17 protein-coding genes are annotated in these 19,399 nt (G+C 66.2%); 6 read left to right on the top strand and 11 right to left on the bottom strand.

Features of this window, described 5'->3' with window-relative positions; all coding sequences use genetic code 11:
* Positions 1–226: 226 nt before the first annotated feature.
* From AC5P7R_RS17435 to AC5P7R_RS17410, 6 genes are all read right to left on the bottom strand, one after another.
* A complete protein-coding gene (locus AC5P7R_RS17435) occupies positions 227–976 on the bottom strand; it encodes a hypothetical protein (protein WP_227854232.1) in 750 nt (249 codons plus the stop codon).
* 63 nt (positions 977–1,039) lie between these two features.
* Positions 1,040–1,801, bottom strand: a complete 762-nt coding sequence (locus tag AC5P7R_RS17430) for a heme ABC transporter ATP-binding protein (protein WP_478436509.1) — start codon at positions 1,799–1,801, stop codon at positions 1,040–1,042.
* Positions 1,798–2,841 (bottom strand): FecCD family ABC transporter permease, encoded by a 1,044-nt coding sequence (locus tag AC5P7R_RS17425; protein WP_019659657.1) that lies wholly within the window; start codon positions 2,839–2,841, stop codon positions 1,798–1,800. The genes AC5P7R_RS17430 and AC5P7R_RS17425 overlap by 4 nt, the downstream gene beginning before the upstream one ends.
* Positions 2,838–3,887 (bottom strand): heme/hemin ABC transporter substrate-binding protein, encoded by a 1,050-nt coding sequence (locus AC5P7R_RS17420; protein ID WP_478436506.1) that lies wholly within the window; start codon positions 3,885–3,887, stop codon positions 2,838–2,840. The genes AC5P7R_RS17425 and AC5P7R_RS17420 overlap by 4 nt, the downstream gene beginning before the upstream one ends.
* 51 nt (positions 3,888–3,938) lie before the next feature.
* On the bottom strand, positions 3,939–5,315 hold the full coding sequence (locus AC5P7R_RS17415) for a YncE family protein (RefSeq protein ID WP_021201789.1): 1,377 nt from the start codon (positions 5,313–5,315) through the stop codon (positions 3,939–3,941).
* Positions 5,316–5,437: 122 nt separating this feature from the next.
* Positions 5,438–6,466 (bottom strand): alpha/beta hydrolase, encoded by a 1,029-nt coding sequence (locus AC5P7R_RS17410; protein WP_478436503.1) that lies wholly within the window; start codon positions 6,464–6,466, stop codon positions 5,438–5,440.
* A gap of 321 nt (positions 6,467–6,787) precedes the next feature.
* Between AC5P7R_RS17410 and AC5P7R_RS17405 the strand changes: the two genes are divergently transcribed.
* Complete coding sequence (locus AC5P7R_RS17405; RefSeq protein WP_111102775.1) at positions 6,788–7,162, top strand: hypothetical protein; 375 nt, start codon at positions 6,788–6,790, stop codon at positions 7,160–7,162.
* 73 nt (positions 7,163–7,235) lie between these two features.
* Here the strand turns inward: AC5P7R_RS17405 and AC5P7R_RS17400 are convergent, their stop codons facing one another.
* Positions 7,236–7,607 (bottom strand): DUF805 domain-containing protein, encoded by a 372-nt coding sequence (locus AC5P7R_RS17400; protein WP_111098317.1) that lies wholly within the window; start codon positions 7,605–7,607, stop codon positions 7,236–7,238.
* 188 nt (positions 7,608–7,795) lie between these two features.
* Complete coding sequence (locus AC5P7R_RS17395) at positions 7,796–9,073, bottom strand: replication-associated recombination protein A (protein WP_227852611.1); 1,278 nt, start codon at positions 9,071–9,073, stop codon at positions 7,796–7,798.
* Between the two features lie 321 nt (positions 9,074–9,394).
* Between AC5P7R_RS17395 and AC5P7R_RS17390 the strand changes: the two genes are divergently transcribed.
* Positions 9,395–10,567, top strand: a complete 1,173-nt coding sequence (locus AC5P7R_RS17390; RefSeq protein WP_227854434.1) for a hypothetical protein — start codon at positions 9,395–9,397, stop codon at positions 10,565–10,567.
* 96 nt (positions 10,568–10,663) lie between these two features.
* On the opposite strand, the gene lolA is transcribed toward AC5P7R_RS17390, so the two are convergent.
* The 3 genes from lolA to AC5P7R_RS17375 all read right to left on the bottom strand — a co-directional run bounded on the left by lolA (position 10,664) and on the right by AC5P7R_RS17375 (position 15,757).
* Complete coding sequence (gene lolA / locus AC5P7R_RS17385) at positions 10,664–11,302, bottom strand: outer membrane lipoprotein periplasmic chaperone LolA (protein ID WP_005413289.1); 639 nt, start codon at positions 11,300–11,302, stop codon at positions 10,664–10,666.
* Between the two features lie 111 nt (positions 11,303–11,413).
* Positions 11,414–13,357 (bottom strand): DUF3857 domain-containing protein, encoded by a 1,944-nt coding sequence (locus AC5P7R_RS17380; RefSeq protein ID WP_021201783.1) that lies wholly within the window; start codon positions 13,355–13,357, stop codon positions 11,414–11,416.
* Positions 13,358–13,396: 39 nt separating this feature from the next.
* The gene (locus tag AC5P7R_RS17375) at positions 13,397–15,757 is read right to left on the bottom strand and encodes a DNA translocase FtsK (RefSeq protein WP_019659648.1); all 2,361 of its coding nucleotides are present in this window, start codon (positions 15,755–15,757) and stop codon (positions 13,397–13,399) included.
* A 233-nt stretch (positions 15,758–15,990) separates the two neighbouring features.
* Between AC5P7R_RS17375 and trxB the strand changes: the two genes are divergently transcribed.
* The 4 genes from trxB to infA all read left to right on the top strand — a co-directional run bounded on the left by trxB (position 15,991) and on the right by infA (position 19,337).
* The gene (trxB, locus tag AC5P7R_RS17370; RefSeq protein ID WP_019659647.1) at positions 15,991–16,962 is read left to right on the top strand and encodes a thioredoxin-disulfide reductase; all 972 of its coding nucleotides are present in this window, start codon (positions 15,991–15,993) and stop codon (positions 16,960–16,962) included.
* A gap of 102 nt (positions 16,963–17,064) precedes the next feature.
* Positions 17,065–18,189: a GNAT family N-acetyltransferase gene (locus AC5P7R_RS17365; RefSeq protein ID WP_207049071.1), complete on the top strand. Its 1,125-nt coding sequence runs from the start codon at positions 17,065–17,067 to the stop codon at positions 18,187–18,189.
* A 102-nt stretch (positions 18,190–18,291) separates the two neighbouring features.
* Entirely contained in the window at positions 18,292–19,032 is a 741-nt protein-coding gene (aat, locus tag AC5P7R_RS17360) for a leucyl/phenylalanyl-tRNA--protein transferase (RefSeq protein ID WP_134731970.1), read from the top strand.
* An 86-nt stretch (positions 19,033–19,118) separates the two neighbouring features.
* Positions 19,119–19,337, top strand: coding sequence for a translation initiation factor IF-1 (gene infA, locus AC5P7R_RS17355; RefSeq protein WP_005409596.1), 219 nt, complete (start codon positions 19,119–19,121; stop codon positions 19,335–19,337).
* Positions 19,338–19,399: the final 62 nt, after the last annotated feature.

Raw genomic sequence — 19,399 nt, 5'->3', positions numbered from 1 at the left:
ATGATCCAGCGATAGCCGCTTCAGCGGCCCTGTGGAGCTCCAGGCAGACACGCCCGTTCCGCGCTTGCGCGGGTCAGGGTGAAAAACTTCAGGAGCGGCATCCGGTTCATGGGGCGCATTCTAGACCTGCCAATCTGGCGCGCAAGTGAATATTGAACGCATAAATGGAACGATGCACACCACAGTAGAACCACCCCGCGGGTGGCTGTGATGAGTGCCTGACGCCTTACTTGCACCCATGCAGCGTGCGGGCATCCGCCACGGTCGCTGCCTGGTCATCCCCCATCGAAATCCACCCCTTCAACGACATCGCCGGATCCACATGCGGCTGCCGTGCGCCACCGTGGACCACCACTTCGGTCCAGCTGCCCACCGGCGCCAGTTCGGACAAGCGCGCCGCCAGGTCGTCCTCGGTGCTGAACATGTCGTCCGGGCCCGCCGGCGGCGTGGCATTCACGGTTTCCGTCTTGCGGGTCCGGACCCGAAGTGCACCGTCCGGCAGCCGCTGGGTGATCACTTCGTATCGCTCAACACCATATGCCCAGTTATTTTCGCCAACGCTGCGGGTCTCGCTGCCATCATCAGCCACGGTCACCCTCTCCCCTGCCGGCCCGACAACGCCCGCGACAGCCGCCAGGCCGGACATCAATGCCTGATAGACGATCATCTGCCGCTGCTCGGTGGTCAACGCTCCGGCCTTGAGCTTGGCCGCAGGAATCTTCAGATACGCCGTCTCCCTGCACAGCACCAGCACGTGCTGGTCGTCCCAACTCACCGACATTTCCTCGTTGGCGAAGTACTGCGTCTTCATCGACGTCACAGCGGCGCCCTCGCCACTGGAATGCCAGGTTTCTATCAGCGAGGCGTTCTCGGCCGCGTCGGTCAGCGAAACCTGGGAGGTCGAAGCTGCATGGGCTGCGCAAACGGAAGCAATCATCGTGGCAAGCAGCACGCTGCGCGTGACGGTACGGAACATGGCATCAGTCCATTGAAGAAAACGAAGCAACCATGATACCCGGAGCAACCCGGCGGCCTTCGTTCAGGCCACCACAACCAGCGGCACCCCGCGCCGCGGATGCTCCAGCACCACCACATCCTGCTGGTAGACCCGCTGCAGGTTATCTTCGGTCAGCACCTGCAGCGGCGTACCATCAGCGGCCACCCTGCCCTGCTCCAGCAGCACGATGCGGTCGGCATAGCCAGCCGCCAGGTTCAGATCGTGCAGCACCACGATCACGCACGCACCGGCTTCGGCACAGGCACGCACACTGCGCAGCGTGCGCTCCTGGTGGCGCAGATCCAGCGCGGCCGTCGGCTCATCAAGCAACAGCAGCGGCGTATCCTGCGCCAGCACGCGCGCGAACGTGGTCCGGGCGGACTCGCCACCGGAGAGCTGCTGCACCTCGCGCAGGCGCAGCGCCTGCAGTTCGGCGGCATCGATGGCCGCTTCCACCCGGGCATCGTCCGTGACCGGGTCCGGCGGATGCGGCAACCGTCCCATCGCCACCACTTCTTCCACGCTGAAGGCAAAGCGCACGCCATGCTCCTGCGGCATTACCGCGCGCTCGCGCGCCAGCGGCCCGACCTTGTAGCTGGCCAGCGGTTTGCCCAACAGGCTCACCTCGCCCGCATCGGCGCGCAGGTCGCCGGCCGCTACCGCCAGCAACGTGGACTTGCCTGCGCCGTTCGGGCCAACCAGCGCGGTCACCGTACCCGGCTCGAACGCCAGCGAGATGCCATGCAGGATCTCGCGCTGCTGGCGACGCACCACCACCTCGTGCAGCTTCAGCAACGCGCTCATGGGGCCGCCTTGCGGCGCTGCTGCAGCACCAGCCAGAGGAAGAACGGCGCGCCCAGCGCGGCCGAGAACAAGCCCAGCGGAATCTCCGCCGGCGGATCGAGCGTGCGGGCCGCGGTGTCGGCCACCACGATCAGCAGCGCACCGAGCAGGCCGGACAACGGCAGCAGCCAGCGATGCCCGGGGCCGACCAACAGGCGCGCCACGTGCGGCACCACCAGGCCGACGAAGCTGATCGAGCCGGCAAAGGCCACCGCCGCGCCCACCAGCAGCGCACTGAACGCCACCAGGCGACGCCGCGTGCGGGTCACGTCCAGCCCCAGATGCTGCGCCTGGCGTTCGCCCAGCGCCAGCATGTCCAGCGGCGTGGCCAACCGCTGCAACGCGAACACGCCGATCGCAAACAGGGGCACCACCGCCGCCACATCGGCCCAGTTGGCACGCGCCAGCGAGCCCATCTGCCAGAATACCAGCGACTGCAGCTCGCTTTCGCTGGCGATGTAGGTGAGGAAACCAATCAGCGCCGAGCAGAACGCGGCCATCGCGATGCCGACCAGCAGCAGCGTGGCGTTGCCACTGCCTTTGCCGGGTCGCGCCAGCGCGTAGGTCAGGCCGATCGCCAACGCACCGCCAGCGAACGCCGCCACCGGCACCAGCCAGCCCGCTGCGCCCGCAGCGCCGAGAACGATGGCAGCCACCGCACCCAGCGCAGCACCCTGGCTGACACCGACGATGCCGGGGTCGGCCAGCGGATTGCCGAACAGGCCCTGCAGGCTGGCACCGGCCATCGCCAACGACGCACCGACCATCGCGCCCAACAGGGCACGCGGAATGCGCAGCTGCCAGACCACCGCCAGATCGCGGTTGCTGACCGCCTGCGGATCGAGCAGACCCAGCTTCACCGCCAACGCCTGCATCACCTCCAGCGGCGGCAGCCGCAGCGGGCCCACGGCGAACGAGGCCAGCACCGCACCCAGCAGTGCCAGCAACGCCACCAGCAACATCGTCCGCCCGCGACGGCGGCGCCGATCCGCCGGACTCATGCCTTCGGCAACGCCGCCAGGGCCTTGGCCAGCGCCAGCGCACCAGCACCGGAACCGACACTGGTGTACTTCAGCTGCACGTCCGGCATCACCCAGACCCGATTGGCCTGCCCAGCCGGGGTCTGCTTCAGCGTCGGGTATGCCTTCCACAGGCCCTCGGCACCGCCGAACAGCTGCAGGTCATGCTCGGTCACCAGGATCACCTCGGGCGCTGCGGCGACCACGCCTTCATTGCTCAGCTGCGAGTAGTTCTTCACCCCCGCCTCGGTGCCGATGTTGATGCCGCCCGCCAGTGCGATCAGCTGCGCCGACGCACTGTCGGCACCGGCGACGGTCGGAGAGCCACCGGCGCCGGTGGCCGAGACGTGGATCACTCGTGGTGCATGGCCCAGGCCCTTGCCAATCGCTGCAGCCTCGTCGAGCTGACGCTGCACCTGCGTGGCCAGTGCTTGCCCTGCCTCGGCCAGCCCTAGTGCGGCAGCGACCTTGCGCACCTTGTCCGGCGCCGGCTGCAGGTCGTCGATGACCACCGCCGGCTCGCCCACTTCGCGCAGCTTCCTGGCCAGCTCGGTGTGGCGGCGCAGGCTGTTGCCGAGGAACAGTGAGCCCTGCAGGCTCAGCACGCCCTCCACGCCAGTGGTCCGGTTGAACAGGAACTGGTGCGGCGCGGCCAGGCCGGCCTGGGTGGTGGTGTTGGTCGGCGCGGCGAAGACCTGCTTGCCCAGCCCCAGTGCTTCGATCACCGCGATGACGTCGTCGCCACCGGCGATGATGCGACTGGTATCGGCCACTTCAATGTCAGCGCCATCGTCGGAATGCACCTTGGCCGGGAGCACCGCCTTCCGGCCGTGCACAGCCGGCATTTCGGCACCTACCACGCGCTGCCAGCCTGCCGGCAGCGCGGTTTCCGCAGCGGGCGCCGTTGCCGCGGGTGGCTCGGCGGGCGTCTTGCCATCGGAGGGAGCCGACGAGCCGCCACAGGCGGCCAGCGCCAGCGAAACAGCCAGCGGGAGCGCACACAGGCGCAGACGGGACGCGATGTTCATGCACAATCTCCTTGCTGGCAGGGCGACGCGCACGCCGCCCCACCGTGTGACTTACTGCTTCGGGGTGATGCGGGTGATGCGGTCACCCTTCGGGTCTTCAGCGCCGCGCGACTTGTTCACCGCGAACACGTTGCCCTTGCCATCGGCGCGGACGTGGTTCGGCAGCGTGCCGCCATCAAGATTGGCGACCACCTTGCCGTCACCGTTCACCACGGTGACCGTGCCAGCGCCACGGTTGCTGACGTAGGCCAGGCCGGAGGCATCATCGAAGGCGACGTTCAGCGCGCCGGCGCCGACCGGCACATCGTGCAGCACCTTGCCGGCGGCCACGTCGACGATCAGCAGGTTGTCGGTGCCCTGCGAGGCCACGTACAGGCGGTTGCGCGCCGCGTCGAAGGCCACGCCGGAGGCACTGATCGAATTGCCCAGATCGATGACCTTCTCGACCTTGCCGCTGGCCACATCGATCACTGCCGCCTCCGGGGTGCCGATGCTGACGGTGAACAGCTTGCCGCCCTTCTCGTCCAGCACCAGGCTCATCGGGGTGAACTTGCCGTCGTCCACGCCGGATTCCAGCGTCACCTGCGGCAGTTCCTTGAGGGTCTTCGCATCGAACACCGTCAGGTGGTCCTCGCCGGTGGCAGAAGCGAACACTTTGCCGTGCGTACCGTCGACCACCACGTCGCGCGCATGCGGCACGGTGTCGACGGGGAACTGGTGGACCAGCGACAGGTCCTTCTGGCGATAGACGGCGATCGAGTTCTGGCGGGTATTGGTCACCCACACATTGCCGTTGGTGTCATCCACACCCACGCCGTAGACCGCATACACCGCACCATTGGTGCTGCCCGGCACCTGCGCCGGGGTGATCGCCTTGGTCACCTTCAGCGACTTCGGGTCCAGCTTCAACAGCTGCGACTGGGTCACCGGCGGGCGGCCCACGGCCGAAGTGACGAACACGGCATTGCTGGCCGCGCTGTAGGCGGACTGGTACAGGCCCGGCACCAGCTTGTTGGACTGGGTGTCGAACTGCGCCTGGCCGGACAGCGGGAGCTGCGGCGAGACGCGCAGCTTCAGCACGGTGGCCGCAGCCGGTTGGCTGGCGCGCACCACCACCGGATGAGTGCCCGGCACCGCGTCGGCCGGAATGCTCAACTGGGTCTTGAAGTTGCCATCAGCATCGACCACCAGCGGCTGCGCGTTGAGCACGCTGTCACCGCGCAGCAGGCTGACCTTCTGGCCCGGCAAGAACCCACGGCCGACCACGTCGGCAGTGCTGCCGGGAACCACGTTCTCACCGCGTGAGACGACTTCACCCTTGAAGGTGGCGTTGGCCGGCTGGTCGAACACCGGCTGCGCGGTGGCGGTCACCGCCAGCAACAGGCCGGCGGCGAGAGAGGTGAGACGGAAAGACGGACGGAACGACATGGAAGGCTCCTTGCACACGTAGGCCGCGCCACGCGGCGCGGGAGTCATCGGTTGCCTGGGCCGCTGCACGCCGGCAGCCTCGCCTGGGTAGTGGGGTCGCACGGCATCGCGTGCGAAGGCATTCATTCGGCGGCGTTGTCCCCGCCACTGGGCGCGCCATCGCCGGCGCTGCGGTCGGTCACGCCGTACAGTTCATGCAGCGCGGCATGGAACGAGGCCGGCAGCATCGGGCCGTGTCCCAGCCCCGGGAACTCGCGGTACTGCACGCTCAGGCCCGGCACCTTCGCCAGCCGCTCGGACAGCTGCATCGCCGCATCCGGCGTGGCACCGCCAATGCGGCGCAGGTGCGCGACCACCCGTGGGTTGCTCAGGTCGCGCTTGCCACGATCGCCAACACGCTCGGCGCCGCCCAGCATCAGCCACAGGCTGGCCTGCTGGCCGTGCACGTTCTGCACGAACTGCTGCTCCGGATCACCCAGCGCCGCGCCCTGGCTCCACCACAGCGAGGGGCTGGCCGCCAGATACGACTGGAAGGCGGCGGGACGGGTATACAGCGCATGGAGCACGAACAACCCACCCAGCGAGTGGCCCCACAGCGCTTGCTGCTGCGTATCGATGCGTGCGCGACGCTCGACTTCCGGCTTGATGCGGCGTTCGATCACATCCAGGAAGGCCGCAGCACCACCGCCGACCGCCTGGGTCGTACCGCTCTCAGCGTCCGCGCGGTCGATCCACGCGGTGTAGTCGCGGGTGCGCGCCTTGGAATCGATGCGCAGGTCGTTGTCGTAGCCGATCAGCACCAGCACCGGTGGCGCCTTGCGCGCGGCCAGTTCGGCAAGCAGCGGCTGGTCCAGGACCATAGCGACGGCGTTGCCATCCAGCGCGTACAGCACCGGCGAGGGCGTCTTGCCGGCGTTGGCCGGGATTGCCAGGTTCACACGCCAGCGGCGCTGCTGGTCCGGGCTGCTCACCACGAACTGTTGAAAGCGATAGCTGGTCGCCGGCTCGTCGAGCACGGTGTGGCCGATCTTCTGCAGCGGATTGCGCTGCTGCGCATGGGCGTACGGGGTGGCCAGGAGCAGAGCCATCATCAGGGCGGCCATGCCGCGGGCCAGTGGACCACGGCGCAAAGGCGGGACGAAATGCTTCATCAGCGGCGGCACGAGCGGCCGATGGCCGCCGGTTCACAGGGGACCGCAGTCTACCTTAAACGCGAATGATTATCACATCGATCAAATGTCACACTGTGTATCACGCGCGCGATGCGTTCATTTTCCCGGTTGCGCCAGAAACACCGAATCCACTATTTTGCCGGGCAGCGGGGCGCAGGAGCGCCCTTCCCTCGCAGGGCTGCGGATGGATGGGCGATCGAGCCATCGGCCGCGCCCTGTCCCTTGCCAAACCCATCCACGCATGGCGTGGATCTGCTCACCACCACCCACGGGAATGGATCCCGTGACTGCGAGAACACCTTGAAGCGCACCACCCTGATCGCCCTTTCCCTCGGCCTGCTCGCACCGCTGGCCGCCCATGCCGCACAGGACCTGCCAACGCTCTACCAGGCCTTTGAAGAAGCCGGCAATTCGTCACTGGGTATGGACGAACTCAACCAGACGGTGACATTCACTGCCGTGGCACTGAGCGTTTCCAGCAACCTGGCGGGCGAACCGCTGATCGAGGCCGGCGATGACCAGGGCAATGTCCTGGCCCGGCTGACCAGCGACGATGAGCAGCAGGCGGCCAAGCTGGGCGCGCTGGAAGAAGGCGCGACCTTCACCGCCAGCTGCACGCTGCAGTTCAGCTCGGGAACGGATTACCTGTCCTTCGGCGATTGCAGCATCAAGTAAGAAGGAAGCCGGCGAAACGCCGGCTTCGTTTTCCCGTCCTGTAGAAGTCGAGCCATGCTCGACTCACGCAGTCTCACGGCCCCGCAGGCACCGGGCCGTAGACGTTCTCCTGCGGTGTACCCGGCAGCAGCGCGAACACGAAGATCACCAGGCCACCGAACGGAACAAAGGCCAGCAGGTACAGCCAGCCCGACTGGTTGCAGTCATGCAGGCGGCGCACGGTGACGGCGATGACCGGCACGAACGTGGCCAGCCAGAACACGACGAACAGGATGATCGACGCGATGCCCAGCATGTCGGACTGCATCACCAGCCCGGCGATGAGCGGCACCATCAGGACGGCCGAGACGATCAACAGGAACAGCTGGAACATCCAGTACTCGCGACGGTTGGCACGGCCCTCGAACTGGGCATAACGCTTCAACGGCAGAATCATTTCCTGCACGGCATCGATCCTTGAAAAAGTAGCCGCGCAGTCTGCCAAAGGAACGCCCGCAGGACAATGTGATGACGAACCACACTCGACCGCCATTACCCCTGTAGAGCCGAGCCATGCTCGGCTGCTGTTTCCGCAGGTGCTGCTGGCTCGGTCCAGAGTGGAGTCGAGCATCGCTCGATCCTACATAAGCCAGCTCAACGGCCCTTCGCGGCCCGCGCCGCCTCGCGCTCGGCGCGCAGCCGATCCAGCTTTTCCTTCAGCTTGATCTCCAGGCCGCGCGGCACCGGGTTGTAGTACACCCGTTCGCCCATCGCGTCCGGAAAACCGGTCTGGTCCAGCGCGATGCCTCCTTCGGCATCGTGGTCGTACTGGTATTCGGCGCCGTAGCCCAGTTCCTTCATCAGCTTGGTCGGCGCATTGCGCAGGTGCAGCGGCACCTCTTCGGTACCGCTCTGGCGCACGTCGGCCTTGGCCTGGTTGAACGCGGCGTAGCCCGCGTTCGACTTGGCGGTGCTGGCCAGGTACAGCACCAACTGGGCGAACGCGAGCTCGCCTTCCGGGCTGCCCAGCCGCTCGTAGATGTCCCAGGCTTCCAGCGCCATGCTCTGCGCGCGCGGATCGGCCAGGCCGATGTCCTCGATGGCCATGCGGGTCAGCCGGCGCGCGAGATACGACGGATCGCAGCCGCCATCGAGCATGCGGGTCAGCCAGTACAGCGCAGCATCGGGGTTGGAGCTGCGCACGGACTTGTGCAGCGCCGAAATCTGGTCGTAGAACTGCTCGCCGCCCTTGTCGAAGCGGCGGGTACGGTCGGCCAGCACCTGGGTCAGGGTCTGCGGGGTGATGCGACCACCCTCCCCGCCCGCCAGTTCTGCGGCAATTTCCAACAGGGTCAGCGCACGGCGCACGTCACCATCGGCAGCGGTGGCGATTTCCAGCAGCAGCTCGGGAGCGACCTCGATACCCTCCTCGCCCAGGCCGCGCTCGCGATCCCCCAGCGCACGTTCCAGCGCTTCGACGATATCGGTTGGTGATACCGCTTCCAGCACATGCACGCGGCAACGCGACAGCAGCGCCGAATTCAGCTCGAACGATGGATTCTCGGTGGTGGCACCGACGAACAGGATGGTGCCGCGCTCGATATGCGGCAGGAACGCATCCTGCTGCGCCTTGTTGAAGCGATGTACCTCATCCACGAACAGCACGGTGCGGCGGCCTTCGGCGAAGCGTTGCGCGGCCTCGGCCAGCACCTGGCGCACCTCCGGCAGCCCGGACAGCACGGCAGAGATCGCGCGGAATTCAGCGTCGGAGTACTCGGCCAGCAGCAGCGCCAGCGTTGTCTTGCCGCAGCCCGGCGGCCCCCACAGGATCATCGAATGCACGCGCCCGGATTCGACGGCGCGACGCAGCGCACTGTCCGGCGCCAGCAGGCGTTTCTGCCCGACCATTTCGTCGAGGGTGCGCGGGCGCATGCGCTCGGCCAGCGGGCGCAGGTGATCCCGATCGACGCTCAGTAGATCGGGGCCAGGGAAGGAAGTGGAGCGATGTCTTGGCACGCGGCTATTGTACCGCGCCGCCCAACGGTAGCGCCGGGCCATGCCCGGCGGATCAGGCCGCAGGGATCAGTAGTGCCGGCCGCTGGCCGGCAGCTTGGCAATGTGTCGGAAATGAGCCGAAGCCGCCGCAGCCAATTCTTCGGTAAGCCACTGATTCACATGGAGTGTACTTTCCCGGGGGTCGTGCACCCTCGTCAGTAGCCGAGAATTTGGAACTCAACCCTTCAGGACCCAAGCGTGCGAGATCCCGAATCCAATCTCCTTGAGTTCATTGCTGGCTGCGCGGTCGACGAGGACATCTACTATCTGGCTGCCGCCCTTGGCCCCGGGCATGACTACTACGACCCGGATCCCGGCCCACCCACCCGCATGTTCGTCTTTGGCCGCACCCCCAAAGAGGAGTGGTTCTACCATGACCTGCAGGACTTCCAGGTCATGTCCACACAGTTTGTTCCAGAGGAGGAAGGCGGCCGCCCCCGTCGTGTGCTTGCCCTGGATTTCCATGGGCAGCTGGAAGATTACTCCCGTGCTGGGGCCACGATCGAGTACGTCTCGGCGGAAGGCGCCGACTTCCCCGGAGGTCTTACCTGTTTGCGATTGCTGGGCGACGACCTTTTCTGCGCGGGCACAAGAGGACAGATCCATCATCGGGGTGAAGCCGGATGGCAGCAGCTTCCAACCCAGTTCGCGACTGTCTTCTGCGAGGAGGACGAAGACGACTCGGACCTGGATGACTTCGACAGTTGGCTCGACGATTTCGGCCATCTGCTCGAACTGGGCGATTTTCCCGCACTTCCTCAAGATCCGATGGAATGCGACGCAGAGCTTCGCCGGAGATTCGCCGATTGGCGCGCTCACATGACCGGTGTACGGGAGGATGGAGGATTCAACCAGCTACTCGCTGAGTTCCACGTGGGCAGCGTGAACGACCTCTGCGGAACGGGCTTTGCTGACCTCTACGCAATCGGCTCCCATGGCTTGATTGCGCACTGGGATGGCTCGAGCTGGACCGTGCCCGAACAAGTCACTACTGCGGAGCTGTTTCATGCTTGCAGGACTGACCAAGGCCGCCTCGTCTTTGTAGGCATGGACGGCACCATCGTTACGGGCGACATCTCCACTGGATTCGAGTGCCTGCACCACGAGGTCGGCGAAGCCATCAGCTTCAACTCTGCTTGCCAGTACAAGCAACAGGTTTACATCGGCTCGGAGAATGGCGGCCTCTACGTCTACAGTCTAGAAACCGGCGTAGTTGAACCGTTGCTGGAAAGCATCCCCGAAGAACTGAGAGATGCAACGATTGTTGATATCAGTTCCGCCGGTAGCGTGCTGTGGGTGCTGACGCCCTGGGACCTGATTCGATTTGATGGCACCGCGTGGCAGGTGATCGTTCATCCGGACAACGGATGAGCCGGCCGGCCGGCCGGCCGGCAGATCCCAAGCGTGCCAGCCAACGGTTGGCACCCACCAGAGCAGGTAGCGCCGGGCCATGCCCGGCGACCGCCATCAATTACCGATAACGTCGGTGCCCTTGGGCGGCGTAAAGCTGAAGGTGCCTGCAGCGAAGCCCGGGTTGCGCTTCCAGCCACTGAAGCTGATCACGGTGCGCTGGCCGACCGCGTCGGTGATTTCCATCTTGGCCAAGCCCTGAGCGTTGAAGCCCAACGCGGCGTACTGGAAGCTGGCTTCGGTCTCGCGCTTCGGCGAAAGCGACAGCCACTGCAGGCCGTCGCGCTGTGCGGCCTCTTCACTGACGTCGTACTGCTGCTCCAGCAGCGCCGGGTTGATCAGTGCGGTCAGCGGGCTGTTCTGTTCTTCCTTGCCCTGCTCGCGCACGGTGGCCTGCTCCAGGTCCGGCTCGTACATCCAGACCTTCTTGCCGTCAGCCACGATCAACTGCTCGTGCGGGCGCACGTATTCCCAACGGAACAGGCGCGGCGCCGACAGCGCCACACGGCCGCTGGTCGATTCCTTCACCTTGCCGCGGCTGTCGAACACCTGCTGGCTGAACTGTCCGTCCAGGCCCTTCAGGCCACTGGTGAAAGTCTTCAGGTCATCGCGGGCGCCAGCCCAGGCGCTGCCGGCGGCGGCGCAGGCCACGGCCAGGGTGGTGGTGGCAAGGAAACGACGGAAGCGGAAGTTCATGCGGGAATCCTGTGGGCGCGGGCGCCAGGAAAGGTGGTTGCCAGTGTGCCCGGGGAAAGATGAATGGGCGATCAGGGCGACATTATGCCGCCCTGAACGTCCATCGGCGATTCAGCCACCGGATCCCGGCAGCTTGCCGTACAGCACCTGGCCACGGAAGCCACGCCGCACTTCGCGATACAGCGCGCGGAACGCCGGATAGTCCTGCGGCTGGCACAATGCCTCCGGGCCGCGCACCGCATTCTGCTGCAAGCGGTGGTGCACGATCACCTCCTGGCCCTCGCGACTCCAGTCCACGCGGTACTCGCCGGCGGCATTGGCGAAACGCTGGCTGGCCGGAATGGCGATGATCGGCGCGTTGGCCGGGAACTGCAGGCGATAGGTTTCCTCGCGCAGGCTGGCATTGCAGTAGAACGGCGTCTCGTTGGCCGGCGCCGAGGCGGTAGCGTACAGGCCACGCACCGACTCGCCACCTGGCGGGTCCGGCACGGCCATGCCGCCGGCCACGCTGAAGTCGGCGTAGTCCTCGGCCTGGAACGCCATGCGATAGCCAAACGGCCGGGTCAGGTCGACCGGCACGCCCTGGATCTGCAGCTGCCCTCGCCCGTCGAAACCGGACGCGGCCATGATCTGCTCCTCGGCGCGCGCACGGTTCTGCGCGTTGAGCTGGGAGAACTGGGCGCGCATGCCGATCTCGGCGTTCTCGCCCAGCTTCGGAATCGTCTCGCCGCGCAGGTTGCCGTTGGCATCAAACGTGAAACGCACCTCCATCGACGTCGCATTGCGCTCCGGCGTATTGGCCGGGGTACGCGCCAGCGTAGCGTCACGGGTACGCATCACCGGTGCACCCAGGTCACCCTCTGGCAGCTGACCGAAGCGCGCCCACGCGGTGGTCGAATCGAGGTACAGATCGAATTCGGGGATGTAGGTGATGGCGTGGTTGAAGCGGCCCAGCACCGGAATCTTCGGCAGCGTCGGGCCACCGCCCGCACCGATCAGCACCGGCGAGCTGGCGATGCCCTTGGCCGCCAGCAGCGCCTCCAGGATCGTCACATGGTCCTTGCAGTCGCCGTAGTGGTTGTCGAGGATGCTCTGCGCGCTGTTCGGCTCCAGGCCGCCGTTGCCCAGGTACACCGCCACATAGCGGATGTTCTGCGCGACCCAGCGATACAGCGCATCAGCCTGCTCGCGGCGGTCACTGATGCCGGCGGTGATCTCATCAGCCAGCGCCTGCAGCGCCGGGGTCACCTCGGCCGCCGGGCCCGCCTTGAGCTGGTAGGCGCGCCCCATCTGCGACCAGTCACGATACGTGCTGGCCATGATGTTCGGGCCGAACTCCCAGCCCGCCGCCGACCAGTTCTGCGCCGGCATCGCCTCACGACGCTGGTAGCGCCAGCGCCATTGCGCCTGGCCGTTCTTCACCGTCGGCCGGTCACTACCCTGCACGCCGCGGCTGTCGACGAACATCGGCAGGTTGGCCGGCGCACTCAGGGTGACCTCGGCGTCCTCGTACTCGGTGAAGACGTTGAAGGTCTCCCACAGGCCGAAATAGCCCGGGAAGTACGGCGTAGCCTGGGTGCGGCGCACCTGGTAGTACAGGCGCGTGCCCGGGGCCAGGTTCGGGAACACGATCACCCGCACCTTGCGGTCGGCATACATCGCCGCCGAGGCGCTGGAGTAGCTCTCCTGGGTGTAGATGCGGTCGGCCGGCACGTCGCGGCGCTGGCCATCGGCGGTGATGGTGTAGGCACCGAGCACTTCCAGCGTCTCCATCTTTTCGCTGTAGCTCAGCCGCACCTGGCTGAACTGCTCGACGGAGGCCTTGGTCTTGAGAAGGACTTCGTAGGTTTCGGTCTGCACATTGCCCGCATCGGGCCGCACCTGGTAGTCGGCGCGGTAACGGACAATGCTGAAATTATTGCTGGCTTCGGTATCGCCGCTGGTGGAAGGCGGCGCCGTGGCGGGCGCGGAGGTGGCGGTGTCTGCCAGTGCCGGGCCGGCAGCCATCAGGGCTACCAGCGCCAGCGCCAGCGCGCTTGGTACGGGGTGAAGCATGCGTCGGTTCCTTGGACGTCGTGGGGGATACGTCGGGTCTTACTTCGGCGGCGGCGGTGCCAGCACCGTGCGGTCGCCGTTGTGCTCGGGCGGGCTGACCACGCCGGCCGCTTCCATGGCCTCGATCAGTCGCGCTGCACGGTTGTAGCCGATCTTCAGCCGGCGCTGCACGCCGGAAATCGAGGCGCGGCGGGTCTCGGTGACCACCCGCAGCGCTTCGTCATACAGCGGGTCGGACTCGTCGCCGGCTGCACTGGTCTCGGGCAGGCCGGTGGCACCGACGACCACGCCGTCGCCCATCGTCTGCACCTCGTCCAGCACCCCGTCGACATAGTCGGCCGGGCCCATCGCCTTGAGGTGCTCGACCACGCGGTGCACTTCATCGTCGGACACGAACGCACCGTGCACACGCTCGGGCAGCGCGGTGCCCGGCGGCAGGTACAGCATGTCGCCATGGCCGAGAAGGGTTTCCGCGCCGGACTGGTCGAGGATGGTGCGCGAGTCGATCTTGGAGCTGACCTGGAAGGCGATACGGGTCGGGATGTTGGCCTTGATCAGGCCGGTGATCACGTCCACCGACGGGCGCTGCGTGGCCAGGATCAGGTGGATGCCGGCCGCTCGCGCCTTCTGCGCCAGGCGCGCGATCAGCTCTTCCACCTTCTTGCCGACGATCATCATCATGTCGGCGAATTCGTCGATGAAGATGACGATGAACGGCAGCGTCTCCAGCGGACGCGGTGCCTCGCCCAGCTCCGGGTTCGGCTTGAACAGCGGGTCCATCAGCGGCTGGCCGGCGTCCTGGGCTTCCTTCACCTTCTTGTTGAAGCCGGCCAGGTTGCGCACGCCCACCGCGCTCATCAGCTTGTAGCGGCGCTCCATCTCGGCCACGCACCAGCGCAGGCCGTTGGCGGCCTCCTTCATGTCGGTGACCACCGGCGCCAGCAGGTGCGGGATGCCCTGGTAGACGCTCAGTTCGAGCATCTTCGGGTCGATCATCAGCATCCGCAGGTCTTTCGGCGAGGCCTTGAACAACAGGCTCAGCACCATCGCATTGACCGCCACCGACTTGCCCGAACCGGTGGTACCGGCCACCAGCAGATGCGGCATGCGTGCCAGGTCGGCCACGGTCGGGCGACCGGCAATGTCCTTGCCCAGCGCCAGGGTCAGTACGCTGGCCGACTTGTCATATTCCTTCGAGCGCAGCAGTTCGGACAGGAAGATCATCTCGCGGGTGACGTTGGGGATTTCCAGGCCGATCACCGACTTGCCCGGAATGACATCGACCACGCGCACCGACTTCACCGACAGGCCACGCGCGATGTCCTTGTCCAGCGAACTGATCTGGCTGACCTTGATACCCGGTGCTGGCTCGATCTCGAAGCGGGTGATGACCGGGCCGGGATTGGCGCCGACCACCTGCGCATCGATGCGGAAGTCCTTCAGCTTGAACTCGATCTGCCGCGACAGGGTTTCCAGTGTTTCTTCGTCGTAGCCCTTCGGCTGCGGCTTGGGATCATCCAGCAGCGCCAGCGGCGGCAGGTCGGAACCATCGCCGTTGACGCCGCGGAACATCGGAATCTGGGTATCGCGCTTGGCCCGATCACTCTTCTCGATCACCGGCTCCGGACGCGGCTCGATCTTCACCGGCTCGCGCTTGGCGCGCACCTCGGCGTCGGCCTTGCGTACTTCCTGGCGTTCCTCGCGCATCACCCGGGTCTGCTTCCACTCGGTGACTTCTTCCTTCTTGCGTTCCAGCAACGGCGCCAGCGACATCACGCCGCGGCCGATCTTCTCCATCACCGTGAACCAGGACAGCCCGGTGGCCAGGGTGATCGAGGCAAGCAGCAGCACCAGCACGAACAGGTTCGCCCCCAACGCGCCGAAGCCCACCGTGAGCGAATTGCCGACCAGCTTGCCGAGGATGCCGCCGGCACTGGCGACATCGCCACTGAACAGGCGCACATGCAGGAAGCCGGTGCCGGCGATCAGGAAACCGACCAGACCGACCAGGCGCAATGCCGGATCCAGGTCGTTCTCGCCCTTGCTCTCGCGCTTGAGGCCGAACATGGCGATCCACGCCAGCGCGCCGAGCACCACCGGCAGCAGAAAGGCGATGTAGCCGAACAGCTGCAGCAGCACGTCGGCGATCCAGGCGCCGGCGCGGCCGCCCAGGTTGTGCACCGGCGCAACCACGCTGCCGGTGTGCGACCAGCCCGGATCAGTCGCTGAATAGGTGAAAAGACTGGCCGCCAGATACAGCAGGGCCGGCGCGATGGCGATCAGGCCCAGGTCGCGCCAGAGGCGCTGGCGGCGTGGATTGTCGGTCGTCGCCGCCGCGGCCGTGCGACGTGACGCCTTGCTGTCGTCGGACTTGGAGCGTTCGGGGACCTGCTTCGCCACCTTAGACCATACCTTTGGAATGCGCTGTTAGTGATTGATAATAAATGAGACGGCGTCAGTTTTCAGTTATGCGACGTCCGACAGGGCAATCCGAGGGCCGAAACCACTGCTGGATGACGGCGTTCCGTTCATCGGCTTGAATCGCCCTGCCCCAGCCGCCACTCTATGACCAGCCACGGATGCTGCGCAAACATCGCCAGCGCCTTGTCCCATCTACCTTTTCGCGAGTCTACATGAGCACCAGCCTGCCCTCCCGCCACCAGCGCCTCGTCATCCTCGGTTCCGGACCGGCCGGTTGGACCGCCGCCGTCTACGCCGCCCGCGCCAACCTGAAGCCGGTCGTCATCACCGGCCTGCAGCAGGGCGGCCAGCTGATGACCACCACCGAGGTGGACAACTGGCCGGGTGACGCCCACGGCCTGATGGGCCCGGACCTGATGGCGCGCATGCAGGCCCACGCCGAGCGCTTCGAGACCGAGGTCATTTTCGACCACATCCACACCGCCGACCTGTCGCAGCGCCCGTTCAAGCTGATCGGCGACAGCCACGAGTACACCTGCGATGCGCTGATCATCGCCACCGGCGCGACCGCCAAGTACCTGGGCATCCCGACCGAAGAGACCTTCAAGGGCCGCGGCGTCTCCGCCTGCGCCACCTGTGACGGCTTCTTCTACCGCGACCAGGACGTGGTCGTGGTCGGCGGTGGCAACACCGCCGTGGAAGAGGCCCTTTACCTGTCCAACATCGCCCGCAAGGTCTATCTGGTCCACCGCCGCGACACCCTGAAGGCGGAAAAGATCATGCAGGACAAGCTGTTTGCCAAGGTTGCTGCCGGCAAGATCGAGACCGTCTGGCACCACCAGGTGGAGGAAGTGCTGGGCAACGACGCCGGCGTGACCGGCGTGCGCGTGAAGTCGACGCTGGACGGCAGTACCCGTGACATCGACGCCCACGGCTTCTTCGTGGCCATCGGCCACCATCCGAATACCCAGCTGTTCGACGGCCAGCTGGCGATGAACAACGGCTACCTGGAGATCCGCTCGGGCCTGGGCGGCAACGCCACCCAGACCTCGGTGGAAGGCGTATTTGCTGCCGGCGACGTGGCCGACCAGCACTACCGCCAGGCGATCACCTCGGCCGGCTTCGGCTGCATGGCTGCCTTGGACGCCGAGCGCTACCTGGACGCCCAGGGCAAGGCCAGCTGAGAGGCTGACCCGCTCCTGCAGGGTCGAGCCACGCCCGACTCCGGATGATAGGCCGACGCCAGTGCGTCGGCCTTTCTGTTTCATCTGCCCTATCCTTCCCCCATGTCTTCCCCCCGCTTCCTCGACTCCCTGCAGTCCATTGCCGCGACCGACTGGGATGCCCTGCACGACGGCCGCAACCCCTTCGTCAGCCACGCCTTCCTTTCCGGGCTTGAACAGCACGGTTGCCTGCGCGAGGACTGGGGCTGGCAGGCCCGGCACTTCACGCTGTGGGAGGGCGGCACGCTGGTCGGCGCCATTCCGGGTTACCTGAAGACCAATTCGCACGGCGAGTTCGTGTTCGACCATGCCTGGGCCAACGCGTATGCGCGGCATGGCCGCGACTACTATCCGAAGTGGCTGGGCGCAGTACCTTACTCGCCGGTCACTGGCCCGCGGTTGTTGGCACGTCACGATTCAGGGCGCGCCGCCCTGCTTTCGGCATTGCGCGAGGCCCTGCCCGCGCTGGAGGTATCCTCGGCCCATATCAACTTCCACACCGCAGTGGACGAGGCCCTGTTCGGCGATGACTGGCTGCTGCGCGAGGACGTGCAGTTCCAGTGGCAGAACCCGGGTGACTGGGCGACATTCGAGCAGTTCCTCGGTGCGATGAACCACAAGCATCGGAAGAACATCCGCCAGGAACGGGCCAAGGTCACCCGCCAGGGCATCAGCTTCCGCGTGGTACACGGCGATGAAGCCAGCCGTGCCGACCTGCAGGCGATGTACCGCTTCTACCTGCAGACCTTCCTCGAGTACGGCAACGCCCCGGCACTGACCGAGGCCTTCCTGCGCCATCTGGCCATTTCATTGGGACGCGGGCTGGTGCTGTTCCTGGCCGAACAGGACGGCGAGCCGATTGCCGGCGCGCTGTGCCTGCGCGGTGGCGACACGCTGTACGGCCGCTACTGGGGTGGCGCTACCCTGCCCGGCCTGCATTTCGAGGCCTGTTACTACCAGGGCATCGAGTACTGCCTGCGCGAAGGCCTGAGCCGTTTCGAGCCCGGCGCTCAGGGCGAGCACAAGCTGGCGCGGGGATTCCTGCCGACACTGGTGCGCAGCCGACACTGGGTGGCCGATCCGGAGTTCGCAGAAGCACTGCAGGACTGGTGCCGGCAGGAGCGGCAGAGTGTGCGGCGGTACCAGCAGGAATTGCAGGGGCATGGTCCGTTCCGCGTAGAGCCGTAGAATCGGGCCGGATGAGGCACCCGGAAAGGTGTGCCAACCAAGATTGGCACCGGCAGCGCGTGCGCATCCCAGTCGCATCACCACGGCGAATACAATGACGGCATGACCCGCCAGCTGCCCTGGCGCCTGGCCGATGCGCCGGACGCGCCCTTCCCTCCAGCCGAGACCGCCCTGCACCAGCCCGACGGCCTGCTCGCGGTGGGCGGCGACCTGCATCCGGTGCGCCTGCTCAATGCCTACGCCGGCGGTATCTTTCCTTGGTTCAGCGAGGGCGAGCCAATCCTGTGGTGGTCGCCAGACCCGCGCATGGTGTTCCGTACCGAGGGCGTGCACCTGTCCAGCCGCTTCCGCCGCCAGTTGCGCGGCAGCACGTGGGAGATCACCGCCGACACCGCTTTCAGTCGTGTGATGCGTGCCTGCGCCGCAGCACCGCGACCGGGCCAGGACGGTACGTGGATCAGCCCGGCGATGGTCGAGGCTTATGGCCAGCTGCACGACCTCGGCTTTGCCCATTCCTTCGAGGTCTGGGACCGGCAGACGCTGGTCGGCGGCATCTATGGGGTGGCGATCGGATCGATGTTTTTCGGCGAAAGCATGTTCAGTGGCGCCAGCGGCGGCTCCAAGATCGCCCTGGCCGCCCTCGCATCCACCCTGCGTGACTGGGGCTGGGAACTGATCGATGCCCAGGTGGAGAACCCGCACCTGCTGCGGATGGGCGCCGAGCACCTGCCGCGCGCGGACTTTCTGGAGCACGTCCGTCAGGCCGTACACCGTGACGGCCGTGAAGGCCCCTGGACCCAGGCGGTCGGACGCTTGCCAGCACGGCGTTTGGCCGGGGGTTAACACAAACTTTGCAAGCCGGGCCCATCACGCGTAAAATACCGCGCCTTAGGCCCAGCGTGGCCGTTTTCTGAACCGCACAGGACTACATGTCGAAAGACGATTCCATCGAGTTCGAGGGCACCGTCAGCGAGACGCTGCCGAACACCACTTTCCGCGTTCGTCTGGAAAATGGGCACGAAATCATCGCCCACATCTCCGGCCGCATGCGCAAGAACTACATCCGCATCCTCACCGGTGACCGGGTCAAGGTTGAAATGACCCCGTACGACCTGACCAAGGGCCGTATCACCTACCGCATGAAGTAAGCGGTCGGCGCATTGCGCCACTCCGACAGGGCCGGCCTCGCTTCCGGCCCTTTGTCGTGCAA

This window comes from Stenotrophomonas sp. YJH_SMC_27 (genome assembly GCF_059369815.1).
This window is presented reverse-complemented; position numbering and strand designations above follow the sequence as displayed.